General features: G+C 73.7%; 14 protein-coding genes. 5 read left to right on the plus strand and 9 right to left on the minus strand.

What is annotated here, in order from left to right:
- Window positions 1–162 precede the first annotated feature (162 nt).
- From RZ84_RS06160 to RZ84_RS06170, 3 genes are all read right to left on the minus strand, one after another.
- Window positions 163–1,197, minus strand: a complete 1,035-nt coding sequence (locus tag RZ84_RS06160; protein ID WP_043263417.1) for an NUDIX hydrolase — start codon at window positions 1,195–1,197, stop codon at window positions 163–165.
- A gap of 306 nt (window positions 1,198–1,503) precedes the next feature.
- A complete protein-coding gene (locus RZ84_RS06165) occupies window positions 1,504–3,492 on the minus strand; it encodes a serine/threonine-protein kinase (RefSeq protein WP_052230433.1) in 1,989 nt (662 codons plus the stop codon).
- A 233-nt stretch (window positions 3,493–3,725) separates the two neighbouring features.
- Entirely contained in the window at window positions 3,726–4,682 is a 957-nt protein-coding gene (locus tag RZ84_RS06170; RefSeq protein ID WP_043263418.1) for an ROK family protein, read from the minus strand.
- Window positions 4,683–4,857: 175 nt separating this feature from the next.
- Between RZ84_RS06170 and RZ84_RS06175 the strand changes: the two genes are divergently transcribed.
- Window positions 4,858–5,898, plus strand: a complete 1,041-nt coding sequence (locus tag RZ84_RS06175; RefSeq protein WP_043263419.1) for a LacI family DNA-binding transcriptional regulator — start codon at window positions 4,858–4,860, stop codon at window positions 5,896–5,898.
- Between the two features lie 190 nt (window positions 5,899–6,088).
- Here RZ84_RS06175 and RZ84_RS06180 read toward each other — a convergent pair whose 3' ends face one another.
- Window positions 6,089–7,372: a DUF6986 family protein gene (locus tag RZ84_RS06180; RefSeq protein WP_043263420.1), complete on the minus strand. Its 1,284-nt coding sequence runs from the start codon at window positions 7,370–7,372 to the stop codon at window positions 6,089–6,091.
- A gap of 206 nt (window positions 7,373–7,578) precedes the next feature.
- Between RZ84_RS06180 and RZ84_RS06185 the strand changes: the two genes are divergently transcribed.
- Together RZ84_RS06185 and RZ84_RS06190 are read left to right on the plus strand one after the other, a co-directional pair.
- The gene (locus tag RZ84_RS06185) at window positions 7,579–8,097 is read left to right on the plus strand and encodes a DinB family protein (RefSeq protein ID WP_043263421.1); all 519 of its coding nucleotides are present in this window, start codon (window positions 7,579–7,581) and stop codon (window positions 8,095–8,097) included.
- A gap of 148 nt (window positions 8,098–8,245) precedes the next feature.
- A complete protein-coding gene (locus tag RZ84_RS06190) occupies window positions 8,246–8,560 on the plus strand; it encodes a putative quinol monooxygenase (protein WP_043263422.1) in 315 nt (104 codons plus the stop codon).
- A 110-nt stretch (window positions 8,561–8,670) separates the two neighbouring features.
- On the opposite strand, the gene RZ84_RS06195 is transcribed toward RZ84_RS06190, so the two are convergent.
- The 4 genes from RZ84_RS06195 to RZ84_RS06210 all read right to left on the minus strand — a co-directional run bounded on the left by RZ84_RS06195 (window position 8,671) and on the right by RZ84_RS06210 (window position 11,851).
- Window positions 8,671–9,633, minus strand: a complete 963-nt coding sequence (locus RZ84_RS06195) for an electron transfer flavoprotein subunit alpha/FixB family protein (protein ID WP_043263423.1) — start codon at window positions 9,631–9,633, stop codon at window positions 8,671–8,673.
- Window positions 9,634–9,699: 66 nt separating this feature from the next.
- Window positions 9,700–10,488 carry an electron transfer flavoprotein subunit beta/FixA family protein gene (locus RZ84_RS06200; RefSeq protein WP_078893610.1) on the minus strand — a complete coding sequence of 263 codons (789 nt, stop codon included), beginning with the start codon at window positions 10,486–10,488 and terminating at the stop codon, window positions 9,700–9,702.
- Between the two features lie 211 nt (window positions 10,489–10,699).
- Window positions 10,700–11,206: a flavin reductase family protein gene (locus RZ84_RS06205; RefSeq protein WP_043263425.1), complete on the minus strand. Its 507-nt coding sequence runs from the start codon at window positions 11,204–11,206 to the stop codon at window positions 10,700–10,702.
- Between the two features lie 225 nt (window positions 11,207–11,431).
- Window positions 11,432–11,851 carry a TlpA family protein disulfide reductase gene (locus RZ84_RS06210; RefSeq protein WP_043263426.1) on the minus strand — a complete coding sequence of 140 codons (420 nt, stop codon included), beginning with the start codon at window positions 11,849–11,851 and terminating at the stop codon, window positions 11,432–11,434.
- Between the two features lie 136 nt (window positions 11,852–11,987).
- Here RZ84_RS06210 and RZ84_RS06215 point away from each other — a divergent pair, with 136 nt between their 5' ends.
- Both RZ84_RS06215 and RZ84_RS06220 read left to right on the plus strand, forming a co-directional pair.
- Entirely contained in the window at window positions 11,988–12,404 is a 417-nt protein-coding gene (locus tag RZ84_RS06215; protein ID WP_043263427.1) for a DUF4395 domain-containing protein, read from the plus strand.
- A 158-nt stretch (window positions 12,405–12,562) separates the two neighbouring features.
- Window positions 12,563–13,279: a lysophospholipid acyltransferase family protein gene (locus RZ84_RS06220; protein WP_043263428.1), complete on the plus strand. Its 717-nt coding sequence runs from the start codon at window positions 12,563–12,565 to the stop codon at window positions 13,277–13,279.
- A 25-nt stretch (window positions 13,280–13,304) separates the two neighbouring features.
- Here RZ84_RS06220 and RZ84_RS06225 read toward each other — a convergent pair.
- Window positions 13,305–13,875, minus strand: a 571-nt coding sequence (locus RZ84_RS06225) for a B3/B4 domain-containing protein (protein WP_241777605.1), incomplete at its 5' end; no start/stop codon positions are given.

A 13,875-nucleotide genomic window follows, 5' to 3' on the forward strand; every position in this document is an offset into this window, starting at 1 on the left:
CCCAACAGCCCCGCGCAGCGGACCCGCCCGCCGCAGGCGCAACGGCGCCGCACCCGGCAACGTGGGCAGCAGGCAAAGCGCAGCGGAAGGGCAGCGGACCCCGCCCGCCGCAGGCGCAACGGCGAGAAACCCCTACGGCGGGGGAGCCGACAACGGGGGGAGCTACCCGACAGGGACCCCGGCCTCCAGGTGCAGCGGACACCCCCGTTCGCGCGCCCGCAGTGCCCAGCGGAGGCGGTTCCAGCGGACCGGGGGCAGCATCGTCTCGGCCTCGGCCTCGGTGACGAAGCGCCAGTCGCGCAGTTCCGAGCCGGGCAGCAGCAGCCGGTTGATCCGGTCGCCGGTGAGCGTGCCGCCGTCGAAGAGCAGTCGCAGTCCGCCGAAACCGGGCGGTTTGGGGGCCTCCCAGTCCAGTACCAGCAGCCGTGGGGCGCGCGGGAGTTGGATGCCGAGTTCCTCGGCGACCTCCCGTACAGCGGCGTGGGCGGGTGCCTCGCCGGGCTCCACGATGCCGCCGGGGAACTCCCAGCCGGCCTTGTACGTCGGGTCGACGAGGAGCACCCGGTCGCGGTCGTCGAAGAGCAGCACCCCGGCGGCGAGGGTCTCCGCGGTCGGCTCGGGGGTCTGCACGATGTCGCAGGCGCCGGCCCCGGTGCGTACGGCCTCGGCGACGCGCTCCGCGGTCTGGTGGGGCGTCAGCGCCGTGGTGTCGACGACATGGGCGTCGTTCTTGAGCCAGTCCAGTGCCTGCGCGTACGGCCCCAGGTGCTCCAGGCACCAGCGCCGCACGGACGCGCTGCCCTCGGCGTCGCCCGGCATCTCCTCCCGGCGCGCTATTCGCTCCCGCAGGATCGTTTCCTCCGCATGCAGCAGAACATGCCGTACGGGGATGCGGCGGGCGGCGAGGGCGCCGAAGATCTCGTCACGGTATTCCTGGCGCAGCAGCGTCATCGGCGTCACCAGGGGGCCCGGCACCTCGGTGAGCAGGGCGGCGGCGGTGTCCACGACCATGCGTCGCCAGGAGGGCAGGTCCTGGTAGTCGTCGATCTCCTCGAACCGTTTGGCCGGCAGCATCGACCGCAGTCCGCTGCCGAGGAGTTCGGGGTCGTAGAGCGTGCTTCCGGGAAGCAGGTCGAGCAATTCATGAGCCGCAGTGGTCTTGCCCGCACCGAACGTGCCGTTCAGCCAGACGATCACGGTTTCCCCTCTTCCCTAGACCCAGGTGAGTTGCCCGCAACACCCTGCCACGGAAACGCTCGGGACCACGGGCCACGCGCTTGACCGGGAACGCCGCCTGCTGAACACACTGCGCGGGGGATGCCGGTCGCGCTCTCCCCCGCCGCGAAGCCCCCGGCAAACAAGCGCTCCCCCGCCCCTTCAGTACCGAAACCCCCACCCGCTCACGGGCTCGTGCCCGCCGGCGGGAGGGCGCCGCGCCGCATATGACGATGTCCCATGGGACCGCCGGCGGAAGCCTTCCGGGACGCTCCGGCACACCCGGGATCAGCAGGTGCGCAGACCGGGGACGGGCTGGTCGTTCTGCCCGCCCGTCAGATAGACGACGCTCACGTAGACACCGGAATTGCCGCTGTCGTCATCGGTCTTGGCCCACCAGACGTTCGTCCACTTCCCGTACGTCTCGCGGCGGCCGAGGTTCGCCTGGCAGTAGAAGTAGTTGGTGCCCGCGTTCAGGTGCCCGACCTGCTGGAAGGAGGCGGTGTACGAGTTCGCGGTACGCCACACGGTGCAGTTGGCCCTACCGCCGGCGATCGCGGTGCACGAGGGCCCCTGGGTGGGCCCACCACCGCCGGTGGCCGCGCCGCCGCCGGTGGTGGTCCCGCCACCGGAGCCGCCGGTGCCGCCGGACCCGCCGCTTCCGCCGCCCTGTGCGCCGCCGCTGATCGGGCCGCCCGTACCGCCGCCCTGGCTGCCGCCCGAGGCCGCGCCGCCGGTGGCCCGGCCGCCCGAACTCCCGCCGCTACCCGCGGGCTTGGAGGGCTGCGACGACGCGCCGCCCGCCGGCTTGCCCGGGGCGGACGGCGCGGAGCTCTGCTCCTTGCCCTGCCCGTTGACCTCGCCCTGGCCGGTGGCCACGCTCGGCTCACCGGGTCGGGTGGCGGGCGCCGCGGACTGTCGGCCGCCGGCCGCGGTCGTGTCGCCGGACCCGCCGACCAGCGCATAGGTGACCCCGCCGCCGGTGGCGAGGACGGCCAGCACCGCCGCCACGGCCAGCAGCACCCGGCGGCGGCGCCGGGCGGGCAGCCGCGTGGTGTCCCCGTCAGGGGTGCCGCCGCGGCTGCCCGGACGGGGGTGCGGGCCGGTGGCGCCCACGAAGGGGCCGGCCACCACACCGGGCGGGTCGTGGAGCGGTCCCTGGGCAGCGGCCTGCGGGGCGCCGGCGGCCCGGTCGTGCGGGGTGGACGCGCCCTGCACGCCCGGCCCGGAGAGCCAACCGGCCGGCGGCGCACCGGCGTTGCCGGCACCGGCGGACCCGCCACCGGGCGGCGCGTCCGGAGCGCTCCCGGGCACCGCCCCGGAGCGGATATTCGTGGCCGTCGGCACATAGGGGCTGCCGGGCTGCGGTGCGGGCGGCGGCGTGACACCCGGGTCACGGCCGTCCGCCACCGCCTCCAGCATGGTCCGCGCCTGGGCGGCGGACGGGCGGTCGGCCGGGTTCTTGGCCATCAGGGCGTGCAGGACGGGCGCCAGCGGCCCGGCACGGCGCGGCTCGGGCAGCGGCTCGGTGACGATCGCGGTCAGCGTCGAGTACACCGACGTACGGCGGAACGGGGCGGCGCCGCCCTCGACCGCCGCGTACAGCGTCATGCCCAGCGACCAGATGTCGGACGCCGGGGAGGGGTCCATGCCCTGGGCGCGCTCGGGCGGCAAGTAGTCGAGGGAGCCGACCAGTTCGCCGCTGCGGGTGATGTTCGTGGTCGCGCCGTCGCCGGGGGCCTCGATGCTGGCGATGCCGAAGTCGGTGAGGACGACCCGGCCGCTGGAGTCCAGCAGGACGTTGCCGGGCTTGACGTCGCGGTGCAGCACACCGACCTGGTGGGCGGCGTCCAGCGCGTCCATCACCGCGGCGCCGATGCGGGCGATCTCGCGGGGGTCCAGGGGGCCGCGCCGCTCGACGGCGTCGTCGAGGGACGGCCCGTCCACCAGCTCCATGACGATGACCGGGCGCCCCGCCTCGTCGATGACGTCGTGGACGGTGACCACGCCCGCGTGGCGGATGCGGGCCGCCGCCCGCGCCTCGCGCTGCATACGGGTGCGCAGATCGGCGAGTTCGGGTGCGGAGGCGTCCGTGTAGGCCCGCAGGACCTTGAGCGCCACCTCGCGGCCCAGCACCTGGTCGTCGGCGCGGCAGACCACGCCCATGCCGCCGCGGCCGATCCGGCCGGTGACGCGGTAGCGACCACCGATCAGCCGGCCGGTCAGATCGTCGTCGGTGCCGCGCCCGGGTCCGCTGCGGGATGCGGCACGGGGCATACCGGGGCCGGCACCCGCGCCGTCGCCGCCGGCCGGCGGCGGGCCGCCCACCGGCCCGGGACCGTTCCCGCCGCCCGCCCCGTGGGGCTCCTGCGGCCCGTGCTGCTCACGCTCCCCCGATGTCACCGTCGCCGATCCCCTCGATGCCGTCTCTTCGCCGGTACGCCGTGTACGTCACGGCACATGGCGCGGTGGTCACCAGACTACGGGTCGGGCGGGTGCCTGTGATGCCCTCATCGGGCAGGCGCGAAGGCATCGAGACGGGACTGTTGTGCGGCAGCCGCGGCGGCGCCCACCACGCCGGCATCCGTCCCCATTTGGGCGGGGACGACGGTCAGTCCGGCCACGAACGAGAGGGTGGCGTAGTCCCGCAGAGCGGCACGCAGCGGGGCGAACAGGACCTCGCCCGCGCCCGCGACGCCGCCGCCGACGACCGCGATGTCGATCTCGACGAGGGTGGCGGTGGCGGCGATCCCGGCGGCCAGCGCCTGGGCGGCCCGCTCGAAGGAGCGGAGGGCGACGAGGTCGCCGGCGTGCGCCGCGGCGGCGACCGCGGCGGCGCTGGTGTCCCCCTCCGGGCCCGGCCGCCAGCCGTCGGCCAGCGCCCGGCGGGCGATGTTGGGGCCACTGGCGATCCGCTCCACACAACCGCGGCCACCGCAGGGGCACGGATCACCGTCCAGGTCGACGCTGATGTGCCCGATGTGCCCGGCGTTGCCCGTGGGGCCCGGGTGCAACCGCCCGTTGAGCACGAGCCCGCCGCCGACCCCGGTGGAGACCACCATGCACAGCGCGTTGTCGTGACCGCGGGCGGCACCCTGCCAGTGCTCGGCGGCGGTCATCGCGACCCCGTCCCCGACCAGCGTCACCGGGCGCCCGCCGACCAGCTCCCGCACCCCGGCAACGAGCGGAAAACCGCGCCAGCCAGGGATGTTGACCGGGCTGACGGTCCCCGCGGAGGCATCCACGGGGCCGGCGCTGCCGATGCCGACGGCCGCCACCCGCACCCAGTCCGGGCCGGCGGCCAGTTCGTGGACGACCTCGGCCACCGCACGCATCACGGTGGCCCCGTCCTGGTCCGCGGGGGTCGGCCGGGCGGCCCGTACGACCATTCTTCCGTGTGCGTCCACCAGAGCGCCGGCGATCTTCGTGCCGCCAATGTCCAACGCTGCGCTGAGGTCCGTCTGCATCGGTGTCGAATCTCCTGGTGGGCCCGGGGGCCGGGGGTACCGGCCCGGCGTGAGAACGCCAGTCTTCCCTCAGTTGACAACGTTGTCTAGAGGCTATGCTCGACGCCACACGCCGACGCGCCCCCACCGCGGGCCGATGCGCCGGCCGACGCCGACAGAAACAGGACCGCATACCGTGACCGACATCGCCCGCGGCACCTCCCATCGCTACGGCACCCGCCCCACGATGAAGGATGTCGCGGCGCGCGCCGGGGTCGGTCTGAAGACGGTGTCGAGAGTGGTCAACGGCGAGGCGGGCGTCACCCCGGACACCGAACGCCGCGTCCAGGAGGCGATCACCGCCCTCGGCTTCCGGCGCAACGACTCCGCCCGGATCCTGCGCAAGGGCCGTACCGCCAGTGTCGGCCTGGTCCTGGAGGACCTCGCCGATCCCTTCTACGGCCCGCTCAGCCGCGCCGTCGAGGAGGTCGCGCGCAGCCACGGCGCGTTGCTGATCAACGGCTCCAGCGCCGAAGACCCGGACCGTGAGCGGGAGTTGGTGCTGGCGCTGTGCGCCCGGCGGGTGGACGGCCTGGTCGTCATCCCGGCCGGCGACGACCACCGGTATCTGGAGCCGGAGATAGCCGCCGGGGTCGCCACCGTCTTCGTGGACCGCCCGGCCGGCCGGATCGACGCCGATGTGGTCCTCTCCGACAACTTCGGCGGCGCCCGGGACGCGGTCGCCCACCTCATCGCCCACGGGCACCGCCGGATCGGCTTCATCGGCGACCAGCCGCGCATCCACACCGCGCGGGAGCGGCTGCGCGGCTACCGCACCGCGATGGCCGCCGCCGGCCTGCCCGTCGAGGACTCCTGGGTCTCGCCGGGCTCCACCGCCCCCGAGCGGGTACGGGCCGCCGCGGCGGCGATGCTGGACGCCCCGGAGCCGGTCACCGCCCTCTTCGCGGGCAACAACCGTGTCACCGTGACGGCCGTCCGCGTGCTGCGCGAACGCCCGCACCCGGTCGCCCTGGTGGGCTTCGACGACTTCGAACTCGCCGACCTGGTCCACCCCGCCATCACGGTCGTCGCCCAGGACGCCGCCCACATGGGCCGTACGGCCGCCGTCCAGCTCTTCCGCCGCCTGGACGGCGTCGACGAGGCGCCGCGCCGCATGGAGATCCCCACCCGGCTGATCCCCCGCGGCTCGGGCGAGATCCGGCCGTACGAGGGGTGACGGACCGCCTCGGGCCGAGCGGCCGAGCGGCGGGCCGGAAGACGACCCGTGCCGCACGTGCCGCGAACCACCCCGTCCGCCGGCCCCACTTGACCTCGCACGGCGCCAACGCACCGTGCGCGGAGCCCCGTTGGGACGCCGCACAGGGGGGGTGGCGGCGGTGCGCGGAGGACGGGCCGGGCGATCCGGGTCAGGCGGTCTGCGTCGGGCGGCCCGCCAGGGTGTCGAGGTCGGCGCGGGTCAGGCCGGTGAGGTGGGCGACCTCGTCGGTGTCGACGGCGCCGCAGTCGAGGCCGCGGAGCAGGTACCCGCTGAGGGCCTTGGCGGTGGCGGGCTCGTCCATGACGTCGCCGCCGGCCTTGGCGACGTATGCGGAGAGGCGGGCCGCGGCCTTCTCCAGGCCCTCGCGGTAGAAGGCGTAGACGGCGGCGTAGCGGGTGGGCAGATGGCCGGGGTGCATGTCCCAGCCCTGGTAGTAGGCGCGGGCCAGGGCGCGGCGGGTGAGGCCGTAGTGGAGCCTCCAGGCGTCGTGGACCTGGGCGGTGGGGCCGACCGGCAGCACGTTGGTGGAGCCGTCGGAGACGCGTACGCCGGTGCCGGCGGCGGCGACCTGCATGACGGCCTTGGCGTGGTCGGCGACGGGGTGGTCGCTGGCCTGGTAGGCGGCGCTGACGCCGCAGGAGGCGCTGTAGTCGAAGGTGCCGTAGTGGAGGGAGGTGGCGCGGCCCTCGGCGGCCTCGATCATGCGGGCGACGGTGGCGCGGCCGTCGGCGCCGAGAATGGCCTGGGTGGTCTCGATCTGGATCTCGAAGCCGATCCGGCCGCTCTCCAGGCCGCGGGCCTTCTCGAACGCCTCCAGGAGCCGGACCATCGCGGTGACCTGCTCGGCGTAGGTCACCTTGGGGAGGGTGAGGACGAGGCCCTCGGGCAGGCCGCCGGCCTCCATGAGGCCGGTGAGGAAGATGTCCAGGGTGCGGATGCCGCGGTCGCGGACGGCGGCCTCCATGCACTTCATGCGGATGCCCATGTAGGGGGCGGCGGTGCGGTTCTCGTAGGCGGCGGCGACCAGGGCGGCGGCGCGGGCCGCGGCCTCGTCCTCCTCGGCGTCCGGGCGGGGGCCGTAGCCGTCCTCGAAGTCGATCCGCAGGTCCTCGACGGGCTCGCGCTCCAGCTTGGCGCGGACCCGATCGTGGACCGGTCCGGCGAGGTCGTCCGGGATGCCGAGGACGGCGGCGAGCGCACCGGCGTCGGGGGCGTGTTCGTCGAGGGCGGCGAGGGCCTGGTCGCCCCAGGAGCGCAGGGTGTCGGCGGCGAAGACGTCGCCGGGGACGTAGACCGTGTGGACCGGCTGGCGGGTGCCGGGGTCTCCCGGGTAGCGCCGGGCCAGGTCGGCGTCCACCGCGGCGAGGGCGGCTCCGATTCCCTCGCGTACGGTGTCCGCGAGGCTCGTCGCCACGGTCTCCTGCTGCCCCATTTCGGTACCCTCCCGGTGCTTGCGCCCGACGCCGCTGCCGGCACCGCGCCCTTTCCGCTTAACGGAATCAACAATCCGTATAGCGAAGCTAACGGTGTCGATCGGCGAGGTCAACACCTCCCCGCCCGTGGCGACGCAGGTCACCGGCCTGCGCCCGGCCGACAACTCCGTGGCGCTCCCTCGCCGGCACCGCCACAATCGCCGTCATGACGTGGACCGCACCCCAGATCGAACGCTCCGGCGCCCCGGCTGCGGCCGGCGAACGGGACATGCTGCAGGGTTGGCTCGATTTCCACCGCGACACCCTGCTCGCCAAGTGCGCCGGCCTGGCTCCCGAGCAGCTCGTCCGGGCGGGCAGCCCGCCCTCCACCCTCACCCTGCTCGGCCTGGTGCGCCATCTGACGGAGGTGGAACGCTGGTGGTTCCGGCAGCGATTCGCCGGCGAGCGGGTCGGCGACCTCTACTTCACCGAAGCCGACCCGGACGCCGACTTCAACGGCCTCGACCCGGCCGCCGCCGAGGCCGACTTCGCCGCGTTCCGCGCCGAGATCGCCGCCTGCGACGCGGTGGCCGCGGGCCGCGGACTGGACGAGACCTTCACCGCCACCGACGGCCGCACGCTGAACCTGCGCTGGGTGTACGTGCACCTGATCGAGGAGTACGCGCGGCACAACGGGCACGCCGACCTGCTGCGCCAGAGCATCGACGGCGCGACCGGCGCCTGACGGGACGACAGCGGTCGGCCCCCTTCCGGGAACGCCCCGGACGGGGCCGCTCACCGGGCCCGGTGAGAGTCACGTAGAGTCACAGCGACCGCCGAGATCGCGCCAGCGATACGAACCCACTGCGGACCACTACGAACGGGGAGTTTCCGTGCCCATCGTCGTCGCCACCCTCAGGACCAAGCCCGGCCGCCGCGAGGACGTCCTCGCGGCGTTCCGCCGGCACGCCCCCGCCGTGCACGCCGAGCCCGGCTGCCTGCTCTACGCCGCCCACGCCGGCGAGGACCGCGTCACCGTGGTGGAGAACTGGGCCGACCAGGCCGCCCTCGACGCGCACTCGGCGGGGCCGGTGCTGGCCGCGCTGGGCGGGGAGATCGCGGATGCGCTGGCGGGCCCGATGGATGTCGCGGTGCTGGAGCCGGTGCCGGCCGGCGAACCGGAGAAGGGTCGGCTGCCGAACACCTGATCCGGACCGGCCCGACGGCCGCGCCCGACCCACGCCCGAAGGCCCCGTACGCCGCGCGTACGGGGCCTTCGGGCGTTCGCCGAGAGCCGGCTCCCGGCGGCCGAACAGGCTCAGCCCTTACGGGTCTTGACCTCTTCGGTGAGCGCCGGGACGACGTCGAAGAGGTCGCCGACCACGCCGTAGTCGACCAGGTCGAAGATCGGTGCCTCGGCGTCCTTGTTGATGGCGACGATGGTCTTCGAGGTCTGCATACCGGCGCGGTGCTGGATCGCGCCGGAGATGCCCGCCGCGATGTACAGCTGCGGCGAGACCGACTTACCGGTCTGGCCGACCTGGTTGGTGTGCGGGTACCAGCCGGCGTCCACCGCGGCGCGCGAGGCGCCGACGGCCGCGCCGAGCGAGTCGGCGAGCGCCTCGATGACGGGGAAGTTCTCGGCGCCGTTGACGCCGCGGCCACCGGAGACCACGATCGCGGCCTCGGTGAGCTCCGGGCGGCCGGTCGACTCGCGCGCGGTACGCGAGACGATCTTGGTGCCCTTGGAGGACTCGGCGACCGTCACCGCCAGCTGCTCGACCGTACCGGCGGCCGGCGCGGCCTCCGGAGCGGCGGAGTTGGGCTTGACGGTGATGACCGGAGTGCCCTTGGAGACGCGGGACTTGGTGGTGAAGGACGCCGCGAAGACGGACTGCGTGGCCACCGGACCCTCGTCGCCGGCCTCCAGGTCGACGGCGTCGGTGATGATGCCGGAGCCGATGCGGACGGCCAGGCGGGCGCCGATCTCCTTGCCCTCGGCGGAGGAGGGGAGGAGGACGGCGGCCGGGGAGACCGCGTCGTAGGCGGCCTGCAGCGCGTCGACCTTGGGGGCGACCAGGTACTCGGCGAACTCCGGGGCGTCGGCGGTCAGGACCTTGACCGCACCGTGCTCGGCGAGCACGGGGGCGGCGGTGTCCGCGCCGGCGCCGAGGTGCACGGCCACCGGCTCGCCGATGCGGCGGGCCAGGGTGAGCAGTTCGAGGGTGGGCTTGCGGACGGCGCCGTCCACGTGGTCGACGTAGACAAGGACTTCAGCCATGGGGATTGCTCCTGCGGGAAGAGTGCGGGCGGAGGGAGGAAGGGTGGTTGTGGCGAACCGCCGGCCTTAGATGAACTTCTGGCCCGCCAGGAACTCGGCGAGCTGCTTGGCGCCCTCGCCCTCGTCCTTGACGATCGTGCCCGCCGTACGGGCCGGACGCTCGGCGGCCTCCTCGACCTTGGTCCAGGCGCCCTCCAGACCGACCTCGTCCGCCTCGATGTCCAGGTCTTCCAGGTCCAGGGACTCCACCGGCTTCTTCTTGGCGGCCATGATGCCCTTGAAGGAGGGGTAACGCGCCTCGCCCGACTGGTCGGTGACGGAGACGACGGCCGGCAGCGCGGCCTCCAGCTGCTCGCTGGCGGTGTCACCGTCCCGGCGGCCGGTCACCTTGCCGTCGGAGACGGAGACCTCGGAGAGCTGGGTCACCTGCGGGACGCCGAGGCGCTCGGCGAGCAGCGCGGGCAGCACACCCATCGTGCCGTCGGTGGAGGCCATACCGCAGACGACGAGGTCGTAGCCGGTCTTCTCGATGGCCTTGGCGAGCACGAGCGAGGTGCCGAGCGCGTCGGTGCCGTGGAGGTCGTCGTCCTCGACGTGGACGGCCTTGTCGGCACCCATCGACAGCGCCTTGCGCAGCGCGTCGTTGGCGTCCTCGGGACCGACGGTCAGCACCGTGATCTCCGCGTCGTCGTCGTTGGCTTCCTTGATCTGGAGGGCCTGCTCGACGGCGTACTCGTCGAGCTCCGAGAGGAGGCCGTCAACGTCGTCGCGGTCGACGGTCAGGTCCTCGGCGAAGTGCCGGTCGCCGGTGGCGTCGGGCACGTACTTCACACAGACAACGATCCTCAAGCTCACGCCGGCTCTCCTACCTGCTCGTCTCTTCAGAACTGCCTTGTGCTGGCAGCATAGGCGCCTCTTGGGGCGGCTCCCGGTCGGATGCGAATCCCCGCGCCGACCGTCATATTACTCGCCAGTACATCCACTCTGTTGCCCCGAATCAAGGCCGTCGAAATGTGACCTTGCCAACGGCCCTGACCGGGTGAAGGAGCAGGTGGACGGGAACCCGTCAGTCGCGCAGCGCGTTGAAGCGGCCCTGGTGGTAGAGGAGCGGACGGCCCGGGACCGCGGGGTCGCCGACGACCGGCCGGGCGAGCACGATCCGGTGGTCCCCGGCCGGAACCCGCGCCACGACCCGGCACACCAGCCAGGCCAGTACGCCGTCCAGCAGGGGTACGCCCTCCGGTCCGGTGCGCCAGGACGTGGCCGGGCCGAAGCGGTCCGCACCGCTGCGGGCGAAGGTGGCGGCCAGCTCCTCCTGGTGCTCGGCGAGTATGTGGACGCCTATGTGCTCGGCCTCGGCGACGGCCGGCCAGCTGGAGGCGCCGGTGCCGATGCCGAAGGAGAGCAGCGGCGGCTCGGCGGCGACGGAGGTGAGCGAGGTGGCGGTGAAGCCGACGGGGCGGGCGCCGTGCGCGGTGATCACCGCGACACCCGCGGCGTGCTGCCGGAAGACCGAGCGCAGGAGTTCGGGGGAGGCGGTGCGGGGCGTGCCGAGGTCGGGCGAGGCCGTCATGGAGTTGTCCTTCTGCTGTGGGCTACGAGCCGAGGCGGGGCCGCCGGCGGCCGGACGGCGGCCGGGAGCGGTGGAGTCGTCGCTGCTCACCCGAGGGGACAGCGTGCGCTGGCGGTCCGCAGCAGGTCGACGTGCGCGCGTCCGTAGAGAAGGGTTCCTGGCCGCATAACGTCAGAGTGACGATGCGTGACCGGCAGCGTCAAGTGGCGCCCGGCATCTGGGAGATCAATCACGGATGGCCGCGCCCAGCGCCGCGATGATGTCCGCCTTGCGGGGCTGGCCCGAGGCGCGGCGGACCACCGCACCGTCCTTGTCGAGCACCAGCACCGTCGGCGTGCGCAGGATGTTCAGGCTCCGCACGAGCTCCAGGCGGTCCTCCGCGTCGATCTCGACATGGGCCACCCCGTCGACCATGCCGGCCACCTCGGCGAGGGTGCGCCGGGTGGCGCGGCAGGGCTGGCAGAAGGCGCTGGAGAACTGGAGCAGGGTCGCCCGCTCCCCCAGCTGCGCGCCGATCTCGGCGGCGCCCAGCCGCGCGCCGTCGTCCCGCTTTCGCACCGTCAGCCTCCCGTTGCGGCGTTGGTGCAGCAGGCCGAAGACGCTCGCCGCCGCGAGCACCGCAATGCACACCATGAGTCCGGTCATCTCAGGATGCAGCGTTCACAGGACCGCAAAGATTCCCGGGGTCTCACCGGGTCATTCCTGGGGAGGCTGTTCTGCGGACGCCCGGAGCCGCGGAAGGTGCGGACGGGCGCGGAACGGTCCGGGAAAGGAAGCGGTCATGGCGGGTGGCAGGGTCGACGTACGGGGTCCGCGGTTCGGGGCGGTGCTGACGAGCGCCGTGCTCGCCGCGGTGCTGATCAGTGGCAGCGGGTGGCTGCTGGCCTGCCAGGCGGTGGTGTTCGCCGTGGGCGCGGCGGCCGGGGTGCGGCGGTCGCCGTACGGCTGGCTGTTCAGGGTGGCGGTGCAGCCGCGGCTCTCGCCGCCGGCGGCGTTCGAGGATGCCGCGCCGCCCCGTTTCGCCCAGACGGTCGGGCTGTTCTTCGCCATTCTCGGGCTGGCCGGCTACGCCCTGGGGCCGCAGTGGCTGGGGCCGGCGGCCACCGGCTGCGCCCTCGCGGCGGCCTTCCTCAACGCGGCGTTCGGGTACTGCCTGGGGTGCGAGGTGTACCTTCTGCTGCGGCGGGCGGCCGGCTGAGGCGCACCCGCACGTGACGAGAATCTCCCGCCCGCAAGGGCCCTGCTGCTGGCCGCCGGGGCAGACATCGGGCACGATCTCCCGGAGCCGCATACTTACGGCTGCGTAAGTTCCCGCCGGGAGAACCCTCCCCAGGCACAGAAAAGGGGTCCCCGGACATGGCAGAGCTCGTCTATCCGCCCGTCATCGGCGCCGCCCGCACGCTCTTCAAGGCGCTCGACCTGAAGTTCGACATCGCGGGCACCGAGAACATCCCGCGGCGCGGCGGGGCGGTACTGGTGAGCAATCACATCGGGTATCTGGACTTCGTCTTCTGCGGTCTGGCCGCGCGGCCGGCCAAGCGGCTGGTGCGATTCATGGCGAAGGAGTCGGTCTTCCGGCACAAGGTGTCGGGGCCGCTGATGCGTGCGATGAAGCACATTCCGGTCGACCGGGCGCAGGGCATGCACGCCTACCGGCACGCGCTCGGCGCGCTGGGTTCGGGCGAGATCATCGGGGTCTTCCCCGAGGCGACGATCTCCGAGTCCTTCACCCTGAAGAACTTCAAGTCGGGCGCGGCCCGGCTGGCGCAGGAGGCGGGCGTTCCGCTGCTGCCGATGGCGCTGTGGGGCACCCAGCGGCTGTGGACCAAGGGGCACAAGCGCGATCTGGGCCGCCACCACATCCCGATAACGATCCGGGTCGGCGAGCCGGTCGAGGCCGATCCGGCCGACCACGCGGAGAAGATCACCGACCGGCTGCGGTCCCGCGTCCAGGACCTGCTGGAGGCGGCCCAGCGCGCCTACCCGGTACGCCCCAAGGGCCCCGAGGACACCTGGTGGGTGCCGGCCCATCTGGGCGGCACGGCGCCGGCGGCCCCCGGCGGCATCGCCTGACCGGAGCGCGCCGGGAGGCCCCGGCTCACCGGGGCCAGATCTCCCCGACCTCGATACGCGCCTGCGGGCACGCCTTCTGCAACCCCTCGGCGAGCTCGGTGCCCGCGGCCGTCAGCTCGTCGCACGTCATCGGCGCCATCCGCTCCAGCAGGAACAGCGCGTTCACCGACTCCTCGGTGAGGCGGGTCCGCACCCCCTGCCGCCAGTTCCAGCGCCGGCAGGTGACGCCCTCGTCGTCGCACCACACCACCTCGCCGGCGTCCGGGTGCTCGACGGCCTCGGCGCCGCCCGCCGCGGTCCCGAACGGCTCCTCCCCCGTGGCCCGTACGAGCCGCATACCGCTCTGGATACGATCCAGGTCCTCGCCGCCCACCGGGATGAGGTGCGCGACGCTGATCGCGTTGTAGATGTCGACCAGGCGGTTGATCCGCGGCAGACCGCCGTCCGCGAGGGCTCGCCGGGCCAGCGCCTCGGCGGAGTTGCGGGTGCGCGAGGGCTTGCAGCCGAAGGCGCTGTACGCGGCGCGCCAGGCGGCGATGTGCGGATCGTCCTGCGGTGCGCGACCGCCGAGCCGCTCGGCCAGCCGGCGGGGGGGG

Origin of the sequence: Streptomyces sp. CT34 (assembly GCF_000805335.1) — a bacterium.
Lineage (GTDB): Bacteria > Actinomycetota > Actinomycetes > Streptomycetales > Streptomycetaceae > Streptomyces.